This window comes from Flavobacterium yafengii, from assembly GCF_030010375.1.
GTDB classification, from domain to species: domain Bacteria; phylum Bacteroidota; class Bacteroidia; order Flavobacteriales; family Flavobacteriaceae; genus Flavobacterium; species Flavobacterium yafengii.
Genome location: NZ_JASCRY010000001.1, coordinates 1054569 through 1075764 on the forward strand (window position 1 = coordinate 1054569; position 21196 = coordinate 1075764).

21 protein-coding genes and 2 tRNA genes are annotated in these 21196 nt (G+C 34.6%); 8 read left to right on the forward strand and 15 right to left on the reverse strand.

All coding sequences use genetic code 11. The annotated features are described in order from the left end of the window. Positions 1-92 precede the first annotated feature (92 nt). From QLS97_RS04605 to QLS97_RS04615, 3 genes are all read left to right on the forward strand, one after another. A tRNA-Gly gene (locus QLS97_RS04605) sits at positions 93-168 on the forward strand. Positions 169-179: 11 nt separating this feature from the next. Beyond that, positions 180-265: transfer RNA gene (locus QLS97_RS04610), tRNA-Leu, on the forward strand. Between the two features lie 129 nt (positions 266-394). Further along, entirely contained in the window at positions 395-742 is a 348-nt protein-coding gene (locus tag QLS97_RS04615; protein WP_282714524.1) for a DUF1508 domain-containing protein, read from the forward strand. A gap of 168 nt (positions 743-910) precedes the next feature. Here the strand turns inward: QLS97_RS04615 and QLS97_RS04620 are convergent, their stop codons facing one another. From QLS97_RS04620 to QLS97_RS04635, 4 genes are all read right to left on the reverse strand, one after another. Continuing rightward, entirely contained in the window at positions 911-1135 is a 225-nt protein-coding gene (locus tag QLS97_RS04620; RefSeq protein WP_099714386.1) for a hypothetical protein, read from the reverse strand. Between the two features lie 188 nt (positions 1136-1323). Further along, complete coding sequence (locus QLS97_RS04625) at positions 1324-3492, reverse strand: S46 family peptidase (RefSeq protein WP_282714526.1); 2169 nt, start codon at positions 3490-3492, stop codon at positions 1324-1326. 23 nt (positions 3493-3515) lie between these two features. After that, positions 3516-3962, reverse strand: a complete 447-nt coding sequence (locus tag QLS97_RS04630) for a GNAT family N-acetyltransferase (protein ID WP_282714528.1) — start codon at positions 3960-3962, stop codon at positions 3516-3518. After that, on the reverse strand, positions 3949-5190 hold the full coding sequence (locus QLS97_RS04635) for a 3-deoxy-D-manno-octulosonic acid transferase (RefSeq protein WP_282714530.1): 1242 nt from the start codon (positions 5188-5190) through the stop codon (positions 3949-3951). Before QLS97_RS04635 ends, QLS97_RS04630 begins: the two co-directional genes overlap by 14 nt. 252 nt (positions 5191-5442) lie before the next feature. Here QLS97_RS04635 and QLS97_RS04640 point away from each other — a divergent pair, with 252 nt between their 5' ends. Together QLS97_RS04640 and galE are read left to right on the forward strand one after the other, a co-directional pair. Further along, entirely contained in the window at positions 5443-6573 is a 1131-nt protein-coding gene (locus QLS97_RS04640) for a DegT/DnrJ/EryC1/StrS family aminotransferase (protein WP_282714532.1), read from the forward strand. Between the two features lie 84 nt (positions 6574-6657). Continuing rightward, a complete protein-coding gene (gene galE / locus QLS97_RS04645; protein ID WP_282714534.1) occupies positions 6658-7671 on the forward strand; it encodes a UDP-glucose 4-epimerase GalE in 1014 nt (337 codons plus the stop codon). 35 nt (positions 7672-7706) lie between these two features. On the opposite strand, the gene QLS97_RS04650 is transcribed toward galE, so the two are convergent. The 6 genes from QLS97_RS04650 to QLS97_RS04675 form a co-directional block, all read right to left on the reverse strand. Next, positions 7707-7958, reverse strand: coding sequence for a hypothetical protein (locus tag QLS97_RS04650; RefSeq protein WP_282714536.1), 252 nt, complete (start codon positions 7956-7958; stop codon positions 7707-7709). Between the two features lie 113 nt (positions 7959-8071). Continuing rightward, positions 8072-8947 (reverse strand): ACP S-malonyltransferase, encoded by an 876-nt coding sequence (gene fabD / locus QLS97_RS04655; protein ID WP_282714538.1) that lies wholly within the window; start codon positions 8945-8947, stop codon positions 8072-8074. A 179-nt stretch (positions 8948-9126) separates the two neighbouring features. After that, positions 9127-10077 carry a bestrophin family protein gene (locus QLS97_RS04660; RefSeq protein ID WP_282714540.1) on the reverse strand — a complete coding sequence of 317 codons (951 nt, stop codon included), beginning with the start codon at positions 10075-10077 and terminating at the stop codon, positions 9127-9129. Positions 10078-10116: 39 nt separating this feature from the next. Further along, a complete protein-coding gene (locus QLS97_RS04665) occupies positions 10117-10824 on the reverse strand; it encodes a hypothetical protein (protein WP_282714542.1) in 708 nt (235 codons plus the stop codon). An 80-nt stretch (positions 10825-10904) separates the two neighbouring features. Then, positions 10905-12179, reverse strand: coding sequence for a HAMP domain-containing sensor histidine kinase (locus tag QLS97_RS04670; protein WP_282714544.1), 1275 nt, complete (start codon positions 12177-12179; stop codon positions 10905-10907). Between the two features lie 116 nt (positions 12180-12295). Then, entirely contained in the window at positions 12296-12970 is a 675-nt protein-coding gene (locus QLS97_RS04675) for a response regulator transcription factor (RefSeq protein WP_282714546.1), read from the reverse strand. 226 nt (positions 12971-13196) lie between these two features. Between QLS97_RS04675 and QLS97_RS04680 the strand changes: the two genes are divergently transcribed. Beyond that, on the forward strand, positions 13197-14840 hold the full coding sequence (locus QLS97_RS04680) for a hypothetical protein (protein WP_282714548.1): 1644 nt from the start codon (positions 13197-13199) through the stop codon (positions 14838-14840). Between the two features lie 38 nt (positions 14841-14878). On the opposite strand, the gene QLS97_RS04685 is transcribed toward QLS97_RS04680, so the two are convergent. Together QLS97_RS04685 and QLS97_RS04690 are read right to left on the reverse strand one after the other, a co-directional pair. Next, positions 14879-15199 carry a DUF6370 family protein gene (locus QLS97_RS04685; protein ID WP_282714550.1) on the reverse strand — a complete coding sequence of 107 codons (321 nt, stop codon included), beginning with the start codon at positions 15197-15199 and terminating at the stop codon, positions 14879-14881. A 39-nt stretch (positions 15200-15238) separates the two neighbouring features. Next, on the reverse strand, positions 15239-15601 hold the full coding sequence (locus QLS97_RS04690; RefSeq protein WP_282714552.1) for a DUF983 domain-containing protein: 363 nt from the start codon (positions 15599-15601) through the stop codon (positions 15239-15241). A 92-nt stretch (positions 15602-15693) separates the two neighbouring features. Between QLS97_RS04690 and QLS97_RS04695 the strand changes: the two genes are divergently transcribed. Continuing rightward, positions 15694-16557, forward strand: a complete 864-nt coding sequence (locus tag QLS97_RS04695) for an AraC family transcriptional regulator (protein ID WP_282714554.1) — start codon at positions 15694-15696, stop codon at positions 16555-16557. Here QLS97_RS04695 and purT read toward each other — a convergent pair whose 3' ends face one another. The 3 genes from purT to QLS97_RS04710 form a co-directional block, all read right to left on the reverse strand. Further along, positions 16558-17718: a formate-dependent phosphoribosylglycinamide formyltransferase gene (purT, locus tag QLS97_RS04700; protein ID WP_282714556.1), complete on the reverse strand. Its 1161-nt coding sequence runs from the start codon at positions 17716-17718 to the stop codon at positions 16558-16560. A gap of 260 nt (positions 17719-17978) precedes the next feature. Beyond that, positions 17979-19166 carry a pyridoxal phosphate-dependent aminotransferase gene (locus QLS97_RS04705; RefSeq protein ID WP_282714558.1) on the reverse strand — a complete coding sequence of 396 codons (1188 nt, stop codon included), beginning with the start codon at positions 19164-19166 and terminating at the stop codon, positions 17979-17981. Between the two features lie 88 nt (positions 19167-19254). Beyond that, on the reverse strand, positions 19255-20352 hold the full coding sequence (locus QLS97_RS04710) for a fatty acid desaturase family protein (RefSeq protein ID WP_099714402.1): 1098 nt from the start codon (positions 20350-20352) through the stop codon (positions 19255-19257). Between the two features lie 105 nt (positions 20353-20457). On the opposite strand from QLS97_RS04710, the gene rsmG reads away from it, so the two are divergent. Beyond that, positions 20458-21087, forward strand: a complete 630-nt coding sequence (rsmG, locus tag QLS97_RS04715; protein WP_282714561.1) for a 16S rRNA (guanine(527)-N(7))-methyltransferase RsmG — start codon at positions 20458-20460, stop codon at positions 21085-21087. The last annotated feature ends 109 nt before the right edge of the window (positions 21088-21196 follow it).

Genomic DNA, 21196 nt, shown 5'->3' on the forward strand with positions numbered 1-21196 from the left:
TTATAAAAAAGGCTTGTATAATTCAATAAATGTCCTAAATTTGCATCCGCAATACAGAACAAGTATCGCGGTTCTTTATAAGAATTGAAAATGCGAAAATAGCTCAGTTGGTAGAGCGCGACCTTGCCAAGGTCGAGGTCGCGGGTTCGAGCCCCGTTTTTCGCTCCACACTACATAATGCTCGGATGGTGAAATTGGTAGACACGCTGGACTTAAAATCCAGTGAACAGCAATGTTCGTGCGGGTTCAAGTCCCGCTCTGAGTACTAAAGCCTCTTCAATTGAAGAGGCTTTTTTTTGTTTTTATGGTTTTTTGTATAAAACTAAATCTGTCGAAACCAATATCAACTTTTTTTTGTGATTTGTAATTTTAATTTTTATTTTTTTAATAAATAATGGGTGCTTTTGTAATTAGTAAAAGATATAACGACGAATATAAATTTGTTTTCACTTCCAGAAAGGGAAAGGTTGTTTTTACGAGTTTAAGTTATGAACTTAAGTTTGAGTGTGAGGAAGATATTGAAAAGTTTAAAGCTACAATTGAAACCGCTGACTTTTTGAAATTTAAGTCTTCCAGTGGGAAATTCTATTTTAAATTGATGATGGAAGGAAATCATTTTGCAACAAGTAGAAAATATACCACTTCGTTGCGTCTGCAAAAAGGAATCGATGAAATTGTGCGATATGGTTCAAGTTCAGAGGTGTTAGATTTTTCTGGAAATGATTTTATTTTTTCGGATTAAAGGTTTATGAATTAATTCATAAATAAAAAAAGAGAGTCGTGAAATTTAAATTTCACGACTCTCTTTTTTTATTTATACATTTCTTCTTAAAGAATTGGAAATGTAATAAATTAAAAAAGCCATCTCGCATAGCGGATGGCTTTAAAATTTTTAGAATTTGAGTTCTAATTATTTTTTTGCAGCTTCAGTAGCAGTAGCAGCAGCTTCAGTAGCAACAGCAGCAGCAGAATCAACAACAACAGCAGCAGAATCAACTACAGCAGCAGCAGAATCAACAACAGCAGCAGCAGAATCAACTACAGCAGCAGCGTCCTCAGCAGGAGCGTCAGCTTTTTTACATGATACAACAGTCAAAACAGCAACAGCAGCTAAACTTAAAAATACTTTTTTCATCTTAATTTAATATAAAAGGTTAATTATTAATTCGTGGCAAAGATATAAATTTTTTAATATGTAAAATATTTTTTTATTTTTTTTTTAAAAAATAATATTTTTTGTCAACGCCGAAACAAATAACAATTATTATGCCAATTCAGTCAAATAATTAATAAATGCTTTATATCGGTGTTGAGCGCTTGGTTTTACTTTAAGTTTTTCTTTTTCAGAGGTTTGCTTTTCTTAGGGTGAACCAGTTTTAGTTCACTTATCAAGTTTTTTGCACCCGCATATTTATCTATAATAAACAGGACGTAGCGTATGTCAACCATAATGTTTCTGCAAATACTTGGGTCGTAATAGATATCACTCATGGTTCCTTCCCAAACCCTGTCAAAATTAAGTCCTATTAAGTTTCCATTAGCGTCTATCGCAGGACTGCCTGAGTTGCCTCCAGTAGTGTGATTTGTACCAATAAAGTTAACAGGCATTTTTCCGTTTTCGCCATAAGGACCGTAATCTTTAGTTTTATATAGCTCTATCAATTTAGTTGGAACGTCAAATTCATAATCTCCTGGGATGTATTTTTCCATTACCCCGTCTAAATAAGTTATAGGTGTGTAAAGTGTAGCGTCTTTAGGTTCGTATCCTTTTACTTTTCCATAAGTAATTCGTAATGTGCTATTGGCGTCTGGAAAAATTCTACTATCTTTATTTAGCTCCAATTGCGCTTTCATATACGTGCGCTGTAGCGCTGTAATCTTTAAATTGATTTCGTCGTATTTTGGCGCAACTTCTTTCGAATATTTATGAGCTAATTCTTTTACCAGCAGGAAACCTGCGTCATTATTTAAATTCGTTAAAACGGTTTGCGTATCGCCGGTTAATAATTCTTTCAGACCTGCATAATTTTTAAGTTTGGATTTGGTATATATTTCCGAAGCCAAATTTTTAGCATTTACATTCACTAAGCCTTGAGGTAAAAATTGTTTTGGAGATTTGGTAGCATACAATTCAATCAATTGCTCAAAAACTTTTTCATCAACAGTTGCATTAAAATCTTTGTAAAAAGCTTCTTGACCAGTTAATAAATTGTTTTTTCGGTCTGTAAAAGACTGCTCTCCTTTGGTTTTGTAAACTTGCTCCAGCTGATACAATTTGTAACCAACGCTTAGTAATTCGGTATTAAGTTGCACAACTTCCGCAAAATAATCTCTGGCAGAGGCATATGGCGCTATTTCTGCGTAGTTTTTTTCAAAATCAGCTAATAGTGCTCCGTATTCTTTTTCTTTGCCTGCTTTTGTTATTTTTTGCTGAAAGGCTTTTTCAGATTCTCTTTTGATAGCAACGGCGTTTGATTTTTTTAATCCTTGGGTTTCGCCAATCCATTTTTTCCAATAATTAGCAATTCTGGCATATTTAGAGGCGTATTGAATTTTAATAGCATTGTCTTTTCTCATGAAACCATCAGCCACTTTCAAGGCTTTGTCTCTGATTTTGATTTTTGCCGGATTTAATTCGTTTACAATTTGCTCAATCGCAACAGAAGGTAAATATTCATTTGTTTTTCCTGGATAACCAAAAACCAGTGTAAAATCATCTTCGGCTACACCGTCAAGTGAAATCGGCAAGAAGTGTTTAGGAGTGTAAGGAACATTGTCTTTCGAATACGCAGCCGGACGATTGTTTTTGTCAGCATAAATTCTAAACAATGAAAAATCTCCCGTATGACGCGGCCAAACCCAGTTGTCAGTATCAGAACCAAATTTCCCTATTGAGGAAGGCGGAGCGCCAACCAATCGTACATCGGTAAAAGTTTCGGTTACAAAAAGCATGTATTGATTGCCTTCGTAAAACGTACGGATTTTATTTTCCTGCCAATTTTCTTTTGGTAAAGAATTAGTAAGTGCCATAATGTTTTCTTGAATTTTGTTTTGTTTTTCTGATTCGCTGGTTAGAGCAGCAGTTCCCTCTAAAACTAATGTGGTCACATCTTCGATTTTTACAATAAAAGCGACGGTTAAGTTTTTATTAGGCAATTCGTCTTCCATTTTGTAAGCCCAAAATCCATCAGTCAGGTAATCATGATCTACCGTAGAGTGCGATTGAATTTGTGAAAATCCGCAATGATGATTCGTTAAAATCAATCCTTTTGGAGAAATAACTTCAGAGGTACAACCGCCATTAAAATGCGGAACGGCATCTTTCATACTCGATTGATTGACATCGTAAATCTCTTTCGCAGACATTTTCATGCCTAAATTTTTCATTTCTGTTTCATTCATTCCTTTCAAAAGTGAAGGAATCCACATGCCGCCCTGCTGCGCTTGCATCTGGATGACAAATAATAATAAGAATAATTTTAAAATTTTCATGGTATTAAATTTAGGGTGTAATTTTATCTGATTTTATATCGCATCATTTTTCTGTTATGCAACTCAAAATCGTGCGCAAGGTACAATTTTTGTGCTTTTTCGTTGTGCTGTTCCACTTCCAGATAAACCAGTTTTAACGATAATTTATGACTTTCGTTTTGAATGAATTCAATGGTTTTACTTCCAATTCCTTTGCCTCTAGTTTTTTCGGTCAAATACAATTCGTCTAAAAAAGCAATTTTCCCCTGGTATTCAAAACTAAAAACAAAGGTTAGGATAACGTAGCCTACAATTTCAGTATCGGATAAAATGAGCCATGATTTCCCCAGATTTTCATTGAAAATGAATTCTTTAAATAAAGCTTTGGAAACGTCAATGTCAATGGGGTAATTATCAATCGCATAAAACTCTTGCATCAGTTTCACAATCGTTTCAATATCAGCAATTGCTAATGGTTTAAATTGAATCATTCAAGATGTGTTTTAGAATACTGGCAGTAGCTCCTTTATTCATTTGTACAAAAGTGCTGCAAATATGTCCTTTTTCTTGTCGAATGTCATCATTCTGGATTAGGTTTTTGAATGCTTCGTCTAGTTCTTTACTATTATTAATAGAAATACAAGCTTCCATATTTACCAGTGCTGTTGCTTCTGCAAAATGCGAATAGTTGGGGCCAATGAGAATTGGAACTCCAAAAGTTGCTGGTTCCAGTAAATTATGAACTCCCGGATTCCCGAAACCGCCACCTACATACGCAATATCGGCATAACTGTAGATTTTTGTCAAAATACCAATTGTGTCAATGATAAAAACGTCAAAATCAGCGAGATTTTCCCTTTCTTTTTCAGAGAATAAAACTGTTTTTTGGGTAATTGAATTTTTTAAAGCCTGAATTTGTTCTTCTTTAATATTGTGTGGAGCAATTATAAACTTGATATTTAATGTATTCGAATTAATAAAATCGACTAATAAATTTTCATCTTTTGGCCAAGAACTTCCCACTACAATAGTTAATGTGTTTTCTTTAAACTGAGAAATAAAATCCAAGGAATTATCTTTTTCTAAAATTGCGGCAACTCGGTCAAATCGAGTGTCTCCAGAAACGGAAACATTCGTTTTACCTACTTGTTGCAGTAATTTTTTTGAAGTTTCATTTTGTACAAAAAAGTAAGTGAATGTGTTTAATGCTTCTCTGTAAAAGCCGCCGTACCATTTGAAAAACAGTTGATTTTTTCTAAGAATTCCCGAAATTAAATAGGTTTTGGTATTCCGTTTTTTGAGCTCGACTAAATAATTGGGCCAGTATTCGTATTTGATAAAAAACACTAAATCCGGATGAACGAGTTTTAAAAACTGTTGGGCATTTTTCTTGGTGTCCAAAGGCAAATAAACCGTAACATCAGCAACAGTATTATTTTTACGAACTTCATAGCCTGAAGGCGAAAAAAAAGTAACTACGATTTTGTGTAAAGGAAATTGCTCTTTTATTTTTTCAATCACGGGCAATCCTTGCTCATACTCGCCTAAGGAAGCTGCATGAAACCATATTGTTTTATCGGTAGGTTTAATTTTTTGTTCCAAAACAGGAAAAACCAGTTTGCGGCCTTTTACAAAAAGTTTCATTTTTGGGCTGAAAAGAGCTGCGATTTTTAATAAAAAACCAACAATTTGAACAATTATAGTATAGAGAAAAAGCATCAGTAAAATTTTTGGGCTAAAATACGTTTTCTTATGTTTATTTCTTCAGCAGCAATATTTAAATTTTGGTTGTCAGGAATCCACTTTTTATTTCATTGGAATAATATCTTTTTTTAATGTGGGTTGTATTGGTTTCAACTCATAAATAACTATTTTTGTTCTTCGTTTTAAGAAAGTGTTTGCTGTTTCTTGAAACCTTAAAATAACGTTACCCTGAGCTCAGTCGAAGGGCGAACTTTAACAAAAATTTCAATGAAAAAAATCCAAATGGTTGACTTAAAAAGTCAATATGATAAAATTGCAGCCACTGTAAACGCCTCTATTCAGGAGGTTCTGGACACAAATACCTATATTAATGGACCTCAAGTTCATCAGTTTCAAAAATCTTTAGAAGAATATCTTGACGTAAAACACGTAATTCCTTGTGCAAATGGAACCGATGCGTTGCAAATTGCGATGATGGGATTGGATTTAAAACCAGGAGATGAGGTAATCACTGCCGATTTTACTTTTGCCGCAACCGTGGAAGTGATTGCTTTATTGCAATTGACACCAGTTTTAGTCGATGTGGATATGTATAATATGAATATTTCTATCGAAGGAATTAAAAAAGCGATTACACCAAAAACAAAAGCGATTGTGCCAGTACATTTATTTGGTCGTGCCGCTAATATGGAGGCTATTATGGCTATCGCCAAGGAATATAATCTTTATGTTATCGAAGATAATGCACAAGCAATTGGTGCCAATTGTAAATTTTCGGACGGAACAAAAAAGAAAGCAGGAACGATTGGACATATAGGAGCGACTTCATTTTTCCCTTCTAAAAATCTTGGATGTTACGGGGATGGTGGAGCGATTTTTACCAATGATGATGCATTGGCTCACAAACTTCGCGGAATTGTAAATCACGGAATGTATGAGCGATATCATCATGATGTTGTTGGTGTAAATTCACGTTTAGACAGTATTCAGGCAGCAGTTTTGAATGCTAAATTACCTTTATTAGACGAGTATAGTAAAGCCAGACAAGATGCAGCCAGAAAATATTCAATTGCTTTTGAAGGGCATAAAAATATAATTGCACCAAGTATTTGTGATATTTGTGACTGCCATGTTTTTCATCAATATACATTGCGAATCATTGATGTTGATAGAAACGGATTAATGCAACATTTGCTGGACAAAGGCATTCCATGTGCTATTTACTATCCAATTCCGTTGCATTCTCAAAAAGCATATTTGGATTCCAGATATAAAGAGGAGGATTTTCCCGTTACTAATCAATTGGTTAAAGAAGTACTTTCGTTACCAATGCATACAGAATTAGACGACGAACAAATTAAATTCATTACGGATAGCGTTTTAGAGTTTTTAAAATAATAGAAAGACGCGATGTTTCGCGTCTTTTTTATGTGGTATAAATACAACAGATGCGGTAAATTGCGTTTGTACAAAAAAGTAATCATGAAAATATTAGTTACAGGAGGTTTAGGTTTTATTGGTTCGCACACTGTTGTCGAATTACAAAATGAAGGTTTTGAAGTAGTAATTGTAGATAATTTATCGAATACATCATTGAATGTGTTGGATGGAATTCAGAATATTACGGGAAAAGTTCCTGCTTTCGAAAAGTTAGATTTACGCGAAAAGGATAAAGTTCAAGATTTTTTCAAAAGACATCATGACATTTCAGGTGTGATTCATTTTGCAGCTTCAAAAGCGGTGGGTGAAAGTGTAGAAAATCCGTTATTGTATTATGAAAATAACATCAATGCGTTAGTTTATATTTTGCAGGAATTACAGCAAAAACCAGAAGCTAATTTTATTTTCAGTTCGTCTTGTACGGTTTATGGTCAAGCTGAAACAATGCCAATTACCGAAAACGCGCCAGTGCAACAGCCAATTTCTCCTTACGGAAACACCAAAAAAATTGGAGAAGAAATCATCATTGATACCGCCAAAGTAACGAATGTGAATGCGATTTTATTGCGTTATTTTAATCCAATAGGAGCGCATGCTTCTACTGAAATTGGAGAATTACCTATTGGAGTTCCTCAGAATTTAGTGCCGTTTATTACGCAAACTGGTTTTGGATTGCGTAAAGAATTAGCTGTTTACGGAGATGATTACCCAACTCCAGACGGAACAGCGGTACGTGATTATATTCATGTAGTAGATTTGGCGAAAGCCCATGTGATTGCTTTGCAACGATTATTGAATAAAAAAAATACTGCCAAAGTAGAAACTTTTAATCTGGGAACTGGAACCGGAAGCTCGGTTTTAGAAGTGATACATACTTTTGAAAAAGTAAGTGGTAAAAAATTGCCTTACAAAATTGTAGGACGAAGAGAAGGTGATATTACTTCGGCTTACGCCAATACGGATAAAGCCAATACTGTTCTGGGATGGAAAGCACAATCGACGCTTGAAGAAGCGATGGCTAGCGCCTGGAAATGGGAACAGAAGATTAGAAAATAAAAAAAGGGCTGTCAAACGATAGCCCTTTTTTTTAATTATTTTTTTGCCGCTTCTTTCAATTTTTCTGCGGCTTGATTCATTTTGTCAGCCCCTTTTTCAAGAACTTCTCCTGCTTTAACCTTGGTAGAATCAGCTGCAGCATCAACTTTTACAGCTGCTGTATCTATAGCTTCTTCCATTTCATTACCAACGGCTTCTGTAGCCTCTTTTACTTCTTCTTTTGTTTCTTTTTTGCAAGAAGTCATTAAAGTTGCAATACATGCTAATCCTAAAAGTGCTTTTTTCATTTTTTTCATTTTAAAAAATTAAAATTGATTTTAACTCGTTTTATAAAGATAAAAAAAATCCTCACAAACTCTTGTTTATGAGGATACTATTTTAAAGCAGAATTGAATACTTATTATGCATTTGCAGTAACTGCTTCTTTATCAATTTTACCAATCAATCCGGCCAATACTTTTCCGGGACCTACTTCAGTAAATAAAGTTGCTCCGTCAGCAATCATTTGTTGTACCGATTGCGTCCATTTTACAGGAGCTGTCAATTGAATGATTAGGTTTTTCTTGATTTCGTCAGCATCAGAAACTGCGCTAGCCGTCACATTTTGGTATACCGGACAAATAGGAGTAGCAAAAGTAGTCGCTTCAATAGCGGCAGCGAGTTCTTCTCGAGCCGGTTCCATCATTGGAGAGTGAAAAGCACCACCAACAGGTAATAATAAAGCACGTTTTGCACCTGCTGCCTTCATCGCTTCGCACGCTTTTTCTACTGCTGATGTTTCTCCAGAAATTACTAATTGTCCTGGGCAGTTGTAATTTGCAGCTACTACAATTCCGTCAATCGAAGCACAAACTTCTTCCACAATATTGTCAGCCAATCCTAAAACGGCAGCCATCGTAGATGGTTTTATTTCGCAGGCTTTTTGCATTGCCAAGGCTCTTTGAGAAACCAATCGCAATCCATCTTCAAAAGATAAAGCACCATTAGCTACTAAAGCTGAGAATTCACCCAATGAATGTCCCGCTACCATTTCTGGTTTGAAATCTTCGCCTAATGTTTTTGCTAAAATTACCGAATGCAAGAAAACGGCCGGTTGTGTAACTTTGGTTTCTTTCAATTCCTCGGCTGTTCCTTCAAACATGATGTCTGTGATGCGGAAACCTAAAATTTCATTGGCTTTCTCGAATAATTCTTTTGCAAGAGCAGAATTTTCATATAAGTCTTTACCCATTCCTGTGAATTGTGCGCCTTGACCTGGAAATACGTATGCTTTCATGTATCTAATTTAAAGAGTGAAAAATGTAAAGATTGAAAAATTAGTTTCAATCGGAATGCAAAAATACTATTTTTTGCGGTATTTGAAACTATCTGTTTGGGGTGCTTTTACAGAATAAACATTCAATCTAAAAAAAAATCCACTCAAATTAATGAGTGGATTTTTACCAAAATTAAAAACTAAAGAACGAAATAAGCATTGTTTAAAGGTTGTATATGATGTGCTTTTGATTCATAAACAGGCACTTCTTCATCAAATTCATCTCGATATTCGTTAACCATCTGCATGAGGTTTTTTTCGATTGTATTGGAAATAGCACTTACAGGAGTATCTGTAGGTCTGTTTTCAAATGGATCTTGTAAATGAATGGCCATTTTTTCGATTAAGAAAAAAGCAACAGCAATGGTTGTCACCAATGGAATTTGAAGCCAGCCAATAATGTTGATTAATCCAAAAGGCAATAGCATTATGAATAAACACAGCGCAAATCTAATATACATGCTGTAAGTTGTAGGGAAAATGGTGTTTTTTATACGCTCACATTTACCCATCGAATCACACAATCGCGATAATGTATTGTCGATTTCTACCTGTTGGTAAACGTTAATTTTACTGGTATTGAGAGCTTTTTTTAAATCTTTGGCATGTAACAATAAAATAGCGTTGGGAACATGTTTGTGTTTTTTTACAAACCGCAATTCATCTTCGTCCAGTAAATCTCTAATTGGTTTTATAGGATCTTTTTCTCGGAGTGATTGTCCAAGACTGTAACACCAGGCTGCTTGTCTTTTTGCAAATTTTTCTTTAAAATCGTTTGCCTGAACTGAAAAATCTGGATCATTATAAAAAATAATGATCTGACGTAATAGCGTTCTGGAATCGTTGACAATAGAACCCCAAATTATTCTGGCTTCCCACCAACGGTCGTAAGCTTGGTTCGATTTGAACGCCAGTAATAATGAAATAATGGTTCCAATTATTGTAGGAATCGCAATAGGAATATTGATTGATATAGTCTCGAAGTAGTAATGAAAAATTTGAAATGCAATACAAAACAAAATGACTAATGTCAATTCTGTTCTTATTTTACCCAGCACATATTTCATGGGAATTTTTTTATTTAGTAACATATACTTTGGATTAAAATTTGAAATAATCAGTTAGTTTTCTTAGGAAATCTCTTCGTATAATGAAAGAACGGGCAGGCCTAACGTTTCGTTGATTGTTGCTTTTTTATTCTTTATTAGTTTTAATTTCTTTGGTTTTCGGGTTTCAATCAAAATGTTTATGTTGTTTTTTGATATTGTATCGGTCAAAAAAGGTTCGGTTTCATTTGTTTTGGTTTCACTTACAATTTTCAAAGAAAGAAATGTATTTACATAAGCTTGTAAATCTTCTGCATGAAGGCTTGAATCTGAATTTTTAATATACAATGCCTGGCTAAATGCTTCTTCTTCAAAGTTTGTGTTTGTGTGTAGAATTGGGCATTTGCTGTTAGAAATAATTTGCACACAATAGGTATTAATTTTCTTTTTTGAAGATTTAAAAGAAGGAGTAATAATTGTTAGTCCAATTGTAAAATGCTCCATTAGATTTTTGAAAAGGGGAGAAGAAATACCATATTGATGATGAATTTTTAAGCTGCAATTTTCAGATTCTAAAGTGATTTTTCTACACATCTCCAAAATATTTTCTTGCGTAGCGCTTAAACCTTGATTAATGTTTCTTAGTAAACTGGCAGAAGAAAAAGTATCAGGAATATCTGCAAGCAGCATCAATATGAGCTGTGATGGCTTGCCATTTGATGATTTTATAGCAGTTTTTACCGCATTAAATGTGTCACTTTGTAATGTCGTAGGTATTAGGATATTTTTCATATGTATTAAATTTGATTTATTTATACATACAAAATAACAGTACCCAGTTTATAACAATCTTAAATTAAAATTAGAATATTCTAAGAATTCACATTAGAATTTCTAATGTTGGCTGTGTTAAAAGTAATATTTACAATAGTGCCTTTGTCAGGTTCAGATTGTATTAGAAGTTCTCCATTGTGCATCCTGATTATTTTCATGGCAAGTGGAAGTCCTAATCCATAACCATTGTATTTTGATGCTTTTTTGCCTCGAAAGAAAGGTTCGTAGAGATGCGGAATGTCTTCTGCAGGAATGCCAATTCCAATATCAGTAATAGAAATTTTGATGGTTGAATTGTTTACGGATAAAGTAACAAAGACCGTTTCGTTATCAGAATATTTTACGCCATTGGCGATAATATTATTCAACGAAAGTTCTAATAAGGATTTGTTACACGGAATTTCCAGTAAGCTTGGGTCGCTGGGAATTTTCTTGATTTTGATCGTTACTCTGTTATTGGGATAAATTTTGTCAATGTCTGATTTTACATCCATTAGAAGTTCATCAATCCTGACAATATCTAATAATTGTTTTTTGCCGTCATAACCGGTTTGGGTCAGTTTCAAAAGACTTTCCGTAAGATCACCAAGTCGGGATGCCTGACTGTGTATGTTTTCTAATGACGATATATAATCCGCAACATTTCTTTCTTTCAAAAGCATGATTTCTGCTTCGGCAATTATGGTTGTTACGGGTGTTTTTAGTTCGTGAGAGGCGTTGTTGATGAAATTTGCCTGGATTTCAAATGAGGTTTCCAGTCGGTCCAGCATGTTGTTAAAGGTTTTTGTCAAATCGCCAATTTCATCGGTGCTCTTAGTTTCGGGAAGTCTGTTGTGAAGGTTTGATGCGCTTATTATTTTTACTTCGTCTGTAATTCTGGCCACTGGATTTATCACTCTTCTCGCTAGAAATCTACCAAGAAAATAAGCCAATAGTATAAAAGCCAATCCTCCAAAAAATAGAATTTGAATAATATAAATGCTACTAACATTTCCCCTTCGGTCTATTGCAGTGATGATTACAATATATTTTTGATTGGATTCCGTAAAAGTCTGGGCATAAAAATAGCGGTTACTATTTTCAATCCAATTAGAACCATTGGCCATTACTTTTGTATAGAAATCAGCTGGTAAATTAAGATCGGTGTTGTATTCAAATGTGTTTTTTCCGCTGACTTTAAGAACAAAGTTTTGCTCGTCAATCAATTCTTCAAGGCCATTGGCTTTAAATTCTTTGAAATAGCGGGTTTTTACAGGATCATTTTGATAATGAATCGATGCCACAATTTTAGCTCGATCTTGTAACCTTTTCAAAAAATGATATTGGTTATTTTGTTTAAACAAAAAGAAAACCACCAAACTCAATAAAAGTGTGCTGAGGGTTGAAAGCGCTATATAGGTAAAGGTAATCTTTTTCTTAATCTGCATTTTTATAGTTTCAGTACATAACCCAAGCCTTTCATGGTGTGAATTAATTTAGTGTCGTACGGTTTGTCAATTTTTTTTCTCAAATAGTTAATGTAGACATCAATTACATTGGTATTCATGTCAAAATTAATGTCCCAAACATTGTCTAAAAGTTGTTCCCGGGATAAAATAGTTTCAGAGTTGATGGCCAGATAATACAAAAGTTTAAATTCTTTGGCTGTTAATACAATGGTATCTCCATTTCTGGTTACCGATTTTGTTTTCGAATTAATTTGAAGATCAGCAATAGTGGTGATTTCATTCGGTTTTTGTACTTGACCCGCTCTTCTGGAAAGTGCGTTGACTCTTGCGTCAAGTTCCAGGAATTTAAAGGGTTTCAATAAATAATCATCGGCTCCGGAATTCAATCCGTTTATTATATTTTCAGTGCTTCCTAAAGCGGTTAACAGTAGAATAGGAACAAAGTTTTTAGCGGCTCTCAAACGTCTGCAAATTTCAATGCCATTAATGTCTGGTAGCATCACGTCTAGAATTACCACATCGAAATTATGATTTGAGAGTAAATCTAATGCTGTTGTACCATCAAGTGCAACGCTTACATCGTGATTTTTTTCTGAAAAGCCTTTACGGATAATTGACGAAAGATTAGGTTCATCTTCAACTATTAATAACTTCATTAATATTACTATTTCTACAAATCTAATGATTAAACTTTTATTTTTTTTCCAAAACACCTTTGCTAAACTAATATTAACAAAATCTTATAAATAGTTGAAAGTTTTATTTTGTGTTTTTATATTCAAATCATAGAATTGTTTTTAGGGTTCATTATTAATTTATTACGATTTTGTTTTGTAACATTTTTTGTTTTTTGGTTACTAATAAAGTATAAAAAACAGCTTTATGAAAAAAATATTCTCCATTGTTTTCTTACTCCTTTTTGGGTTTTTACTTTTTTATATCAACCTGCCGGTAATTAATTATGGATTTACTGGTTTTGCTATAATTTTATTATTGTTAGTTATTCTTGGGGTTCTATTTTCTCTAGGGCTCACAGTTTCTCAGCAAACCAAGCAAGTCAAGATTGTTTCCAGGCCTAACAAGGTTTTGTATGTTTTGGCAGGATTGCTTTTAGTGTATTGTATTGCGCTTCCTTTTGTGACCAGCCTAAAAATGTTCAGAAGCGATTCGTATCAAAAATTAATAGGCGAGGTTAAAAACGGCCAAAAAATAACAAACCATATTGCTCCAATTTCTATTGATAAAATCCGTGTGGTCGATGAGGAACTAGCCCATCTTTTGGGAGAGAAAATTTTAGGTTCTCAACCAGCTTTGGGAAGCCAAGTAGAATTAGGGGACTTTTGTATCCAAAAAGTAAATAAAAATCTGTATTGGGTTGCACCATTATTGCATTCGGGTTTTTTGAAATGGTTTAACAACCAAGAGGGAGCTGCGGGATATGTTATGGTTTCTGCAACCAATGAACGTGATGTGAAATTAGTTCAGAATGTGGGAGGGAAGGACATTAAGATTAAGTACCAACAAGGCGCTTATTTTCAAAGTGACATTCACAGACATGTTTATTTTAATGGAAATGCTACTGTTGGTTTGGCTGATTTTAGTTTTGAGATTGATGATGCTGGAAATCCGTTTTGGATTGTCACTAAATATGTGAAAAAAATTGGTTTTTCAGGAAAAGAAGCGACAGGTGTTATTGTGGTTGATGCACAATCTGGAGTTATAAATGAATATTCAATTGCTGAAACTCCAAAATGGGTTGATCGAATTCAGCCTTTGGATTTTATAGAAGATCAATTGAACGATTGGGGCGAATATGTTCACGGGTACTGGAATTTTTCTAATCAGGATAAACTTCAAACTACAGAAGGATTGACATTGGTGTACGGAAAAGACAATAAATCCTATTGGTACACCGGATTGACTTCGGTTGGGAAAGAAGAATCTGCTGTAGGTTTTGTATTGGTGGATACCAGAACCAAAGAAACTACCTTTTATAAACAAGGTGGCGCAACAGAATTTGCTGCTCAAAGCTCCGCACAAGGGAAAGTTCAGGAGAAAGGATATAAGGCGTCTTTGCCTATTCCGTATAATATTAATAATATTCCAACGTATGTAATGACGCTTAAAGATGACGGTGGATTGGTTAAAATGTTTGCGATGGTTGCCATTTCAGATTACACGATTGTGGGCGTGGGCAATACAATGCGAGAAACGTTGACTTCGTTTAAAAACGTCTATAATATGGCTGATAATAAAATAAATCCGAATAGTGTTTCTAATAAAAAATCACTAAAATCAATTGTAACCCGAATCCAGAATGATGTAAAAAACGGGAACAGCTTTTATTATTTTAAGGTAAAAGATTATCCTAATATTTTTGTGGGTTCTTCACAAATATCCAATCAATTGCCTGTGACAATGGTGGGTGACAGTATAAAAATTTCTTTTGATGTAGACTTGGAAGAAGTAATTGATATTTCGAGTTTTGAGAATATCAATCTCAAATTGAGTATGAAATCGAAGTAATTAAAAAGGGCTTAAAGAATTTTCTTTAAGCCCTTTTTTTATTTTTTTGGCAGTAATTTGAATGAAGTGACTTTGAATTTATTGTCAACCACTTTACCAACTACTTCTGCTTTTCTTATGGCAGCACAAAAACCATCGCTGGCATGTGCATCTCCGTGGGAGTCAATGGAACTTCCGTCAACAAAATAGGATTTTCCGTCAATGCGAACGGCTAATTCGCAACCGTGTCCTTCCATCCCAAATTGGCATTGTCCGCACGAAGCTTCTACAATTTGAGGTTTTTTTGGTTCTTCTTTCTTATCCTGAGCGCTTGCAAGTGTTGCAGAGAACAAAATAGCTAAGTATAGTATCTTTTTCATAAATGATTAAATTTTACTTTAGCTAAGATACAGGTTTTTTTACATCGAATAATTTTTAAACATGTAAATCCACAATAATCTAGAAAGACGAATATTAATAGAAGCCATTGCAAGAATCACAACAGCAATAATTGGAATGATCCTTAAATCGAAATTTTCTTTAAAGAAGAATTGAGCAATAACATAGGTAGCAATTCCTTGAGCCACCGTTAAACCATAATTTACATACATGGCTCCAAAAAAGTAACCAGGTTCTTTTTCGAATTTATAGTTGCAATGAGAACAATATTCGTTCATTTTAGGAAATCCAACATTGAGAAATATACTTTTTTCATTGAAAACTTTGCCTTTAAGGCAATGAGGACAATCATTATTCAGGATGTGTACAATAGAATTTGACATCGTTATTATTTTTATCAAAGGTATTTCTTATTCATGTCATGGATGTTTTCTATATTCGCTAATTATAGCACAATAAAGACATTTAGAGTAAAATGAAAAAATATCCTATTTATAACATTCAGCGGTTTAACTGTAATTCAGTGAATAGTGATTTGTATATTAATACCTTTAAAAATCACTTAATAGACCATAGTTTTGTTGAGGAGCCTCACCGACACAGTTCATATGTTTTGGTCTTTTTTACCAAAGGTTCGGGAACGCATGAAATCGATTTTGATGTGTTTGCGATTCAGCCGGGAAGTATGTTTTTCCTGCAACCCGGACAAATGCACCATTGGGACTTATCTGATGATGTAGAAGGTTTTGTGATTTTTTATTCGCAGGAAATGTATAATCTTTATTTTGGACAAAAAACCATAGGCGGCTATCCATTTTATTCTTCGGTGGACAATAAGCCTGAAATGGTTTTCAATGTAGCCGAATCGAAAGCGATTCTCCCTTATTTTGAAAGTCTGATTTTAGAAACTCAGACAAATCAGCAGTTGAAGCAAGATAAAATCATGAATCTGTTAGACATTATACATATTGAAATTGCCAGAAAATATAGTGAAACATATTTCCACGAAGCGCATTCGTATAATGTGAAAATTAAAAATTTTGAAGTGCTTTTAGAGCAAAACTTTAAAATAGAAAAAGCGCCTTCTTTCTATGCTTCGCAACTTGCTATTACTTTAAAACACTTGAACAGGATTTGCAATGAAATGTTGCAAAAAACGACAACCGAAGTGATTACAGATAGAATCATACTCGAAGCGAAACGAATGCTTATGGATAAAAAGTTTACCGTCAATGAAATTGCAACGGAATTAGGCTTTGATGATTATTCTTATTTTACACGATTATTTAAAAAACATACCCGAATGACTCCAACAGATTTTCGTATTTCTAAAAAGTAATTACGAATTTACGGTAACCAATCTGGCTGCTTTCTTCGCTTTTTCTACCACTTCTTCAATTGGAGTTTCTAAAGTATCATTTACTAAAGCCACTCCCATTCTTCGGTACGGTCTTGAAGTTGGTTTTCCAAAGATTCTGAAATCCGTTTTAGGCAATGATGCAATGTTCTCGATGCCGGAATAAGTTGGGTTTGTGGAGTTTTCCGAAGCTAAAATTACAGCACTTGCTCCCACTTTTTCTAATGTAATTTCCAAAATGGGTAAGCTTAAAATAGCTCGTAAATGCAATTCGAATTCATTGAAATTTTGTGTTCCGGCTAATGTTACCATTCCAGTATCATGCGGACGAGGCGATAATTCCGAGAAATAAACCCCATCATCCGCCAAGAAAAATTCTACTCCAAAAAGTCCTGCGCCGCCCAAAGCTTCGGTTACTTTTTCGGCCATGTCTTGTGCTTCGTATAAATCCTTGTCGGATATTCTGGCGGGTTGCCAGCTTTCCTGATAATCGCCACGTTCTTGACGGTGACCTATTGGGGCGCAAAAAAGTGTTGGATTATTATTTTGAACAACGGTTAATAAAGTGATTTCCGAATTGAATTTGACAAAGGCTTCCACAATTACTTCTATCACATCACCACGGGAACCTTCGACGGCATAATTCCATGCTTTTTCGATATCAGCTTCGGTTTTTATGGTGGATTGTCCTTTTCCGGACGATGACATCAATGGTTTTACCACGCAGGGCATTCCAACTGCTTCAACTCCTTTTTGCAATTCCTCAGCAGTGGTTGCGTAGCGATACTTGGCGGTTTTTAGTCCGAGTTCTTTGGAAGCCAAATCACGTATTGCTTTTCTATTCATGGTAAAGTTTGCCGCTTTCGCAGAGGGAACTACTGTGATTTCTTGTTTTTCGTAATCATAAAAACGCTCGGTCCTGATGGCTTCGATTTCTGGAACAATAAAATCTGGTTGATGTTTGGCGACGATTTTGTCTAACGCATCTCCGTCTAGCATGTTAATGACTTCAAAATCATGGGCAACTTGCATTGCCGGAGCGTTCTCGTAACTGTCCACCGCAATTACGATTTGTCCGATGCGTTGTGCTGCAATTGTAAATTCTTTTCCTAATTCGCCTGAGCCTAGAAGTAGTATTTTCATTTTTTGAAGTTTAAAGATGCTTAATCGTTTAATAGCGATTTAAAATGGACGTAAAAATAGTGTTTTTTTACGTGAGGGATTAAAGTGAAAATCCTTTTTATTTTCGAAGTGATAACGGAGAAATAAAAAGATTGTAGCGTAAAGCCCGACCCTTGTGGTCACGCCCAAATACAACAAAACCCCAAGAAAATCTTGAGGCTTTGTTTGTATATTGGAAGTTGGATTTTTGACTTTCCAACTTTCGACTTTATGACTTTTGACTATAAAGCTACCGCTTCTTTTATTCTGCGTAATGCTTCTTTCAATAATTCTTCGCTTGTTGCATAAGAAAAACGAATACAGTCTGGGTTTCCAAATGCGTCACCGGTTACGGTTGCTACATTTGCTTCGCCCAAAAGGTACATAGAGAAATCATTGGCGTCTTTGATGAACGTTCCTTTTAATGTTTTTCCGAAGAAAGATGAAACGTCTGGGAATACATAAAAAGCACCTTCTGGAACGTTGATTTTGATTCCAGGAATGTCTTTCAATAATCCAACCACTAAATCTCTACGGCTATGGAAAGCATCAACCATGTGTTTTAAAACGCTTGGATCAGCATCAACAGCAGTAATTGTAGCACGTTGTGCAATACTGTTAGCACCACTTGTTACTTGTCCTTGAATTTTTGTACATGCTTTTGCAATGAATTCTGGTGCGCCAATATATCCAATTCTCCATCCTGTCATGGCGAAAGCTTTTGCTACTCCATTTACGGTAATTGTTCTTTCTAACATTCCCGGGATAGATGCGATGCTGCAAAAAGTTCCTGAGAAATTGATGTGCTCATAGATTTCATCAGCAACAACATAAACGTTTGGATATTTCTCCAATACTTTTGCTAATGCCGTTAATTCTTCTCTGCTGTATACAGATCCACTTGGGTTACAAGGAGAACTGAACCACATCATTTTTGTTTTTGGTGTAATCGCTGCTTCTAATTGTTCAGGTGTGATTTTGAAATCAGTATCTACAGAAGTTGGAACTTCTACAGGAATTCCACCTGATAATTTTACGATTTCGAAATAAGAAACCCAGTAAGGAGCCGGTAAAATTACCTCGTCACCATCATTCAACATTACTTGTGCAATGTTGTATAACGATTGTTTTGCTCCTGTTGAAACTACAATTTGAGACGGTTTGTACTCTAAATCATTGTCTCTTTTGAATTTTCTACAGATGGCTTCTTTTAATTCTAAATATCCTTCTACTGGAGAATAAGTGCTGTAATTTTCGTCAATTGCTTTTTTAGCCGCTTCTTTGATAAAGTCAGGCGTATTGAAATCAGGTTCGCCTAAGCTTAAACTGATGATGTCTTTTCCTTGTGATTTTAATTCTCTGGCCAAAGCTGCCATTGCTAATGTTTGAGACGTAGATAAATTGTTTATTCTATCTGATAATGGATTCATTTTTTAATAGGTTGTAGTTAGTTTTTATTAAATTCATTCTGTTGGTAGAGATGCACTGCAGCATCTTTACACGTTGTGTTTTTTATGATTATACAGTAAGAGCAGGGTTTTGTCCCAAATCTTTCAAATGCTTAAAATGTGCAATAACAGCGCTTCGCATTGTTTTGTATTCATAATACGGCAAGTTGCATTCCTGCGCAGTTTCTTTCACAATTTTAGCAATTTTACCATAATGGATGTGGCTGATATTTGGAAAAATATGGTGCTCAATTTGGTGATTCAATCCGCCTGTGTACCAGTTAACGATTTTGTTTTTTGGAGCAAAATTAGTTGTGGTAAACAATTGATGAATAGCCCAAGTATTGTCCATTTCACCTAATTCATTTGGAGATGGATTAGTCGTTTCTTCAACAACGTGTGCCAATTGGAACACAACACTTAGAATTAATCCAGCAGTGTAATGCATCACGAAGAAACCAATTAATACTTTCCACCAAGTGATTCCAATAACGATTGGTAATACGATCCAGATAGAAACATAAATTACTTTGGTGATAATTAAAGTAGTCCAAAGTATTTTTGGGCTTTTCGCTTCTCCGTAAGATAATTTTCTTTTCAAGTAGCTTCTCATCTGTTTGAAATCAGTTGTGATAGCCCAGTTGAATGTTAATAATCCGTATAAGAATACAGAATAATATTGCTGAAAACGGTGGAAATTATACCATTTTGCTTCTTTAGTAAAACGGATAACACGTCCGGCATCTAAATCCTCATCGTGACCCGGAATGTTTGTGTAGGTGTGGTGTAAAACATTATGTTGCACTTGCCAGTTGTATACATTTCCTGCCAAAACATAAATAGTTCCACCCATGAATTTGTTGACCCAAGTTTTATTCGAATAAGAACCATGATTTCCATCGTGCATCACATTCATTCCCACTCCAGCCATTCCAATTCCCATAACTATTGTCAACAGAAGATGTGCCCAAAATGGCATTCCAAGTGTCAGAATTAAAAAATAAGGCGCAAGAAAAACAGAAAACAGAATTATGGTTTTCAAATATAGTTTCCAATTGCCTGTCTTTTGGATGTTGTTTTCTTTGAAGTAATTGTTAACCCGTGAGTTAAGTGTTCTAAAAAACTTTAGGCTATCTTGCTTAGCAAATGTTGGAGCATTATTATTCATATATTTTTAATAAAGTTCAAAGGTAATTATTATAAATTTTTGGATATACAAAATTGAGATAAATATTTTAACTCTAAAGTATTACTTTTGTTAAAAAATTAATAGATGGACGAGATTCTTAAGTATTTTCCTAATTTAACTGATATTCAGAAAGAACAGTTCGAAAAACTGGATTTTTTATACCATGATTGGAATGAAAAAATCAATGTTATTTCGAGAAAAGATATTGATGCTTTGTATACTAAACATATTTTGCATTCGCTGGGAATTGCCAAAATCATAAAATTCGAACCGGGAACGTATGTTCTGGATGTTGGAACCGGTGGTGGATTTCCTGGAATTCCATTGGCGATTCTTTTTCCTGAAACGCGTTTTTATTTGATTGATGTCATTGCCAAAAAAATAAAAGTGGTTCAGGCTGTTGCCGAAGGATTAGAATTGAAAAATGTAAAAGCGGAGCAAATGCGTGCCGAAAATGTGAAAGGAGATTTCGATTTTATCGTGAGTCGTGCCGTAACTAATATGCCGGATTTTGTTTCTTGGGTGAAAACCAAAATCAAAAAGAACAACAAACACGAATTAAAAAACGGAATTCTCTATTTAAAAGGAGGCGATTTAACCGAAGAACTAAAGGATTTTCCAAAAGCCACAGAATACGATCTTGCTGATTTCTTTGAAGATGAATTCTTTGAAACTAAGAAAGTGGTGCATTTGCCGTTGAAGTTTACGGTTTAGTCATAAGGTCGAAAGTCTTAAAGTCGAAAGATAGAACTGAGTTGAAAAAATATAAAAAAGGCCGAATCTAAATTTTAGATTCGGCCTTTTAGTATTTGTATGTGCTTTA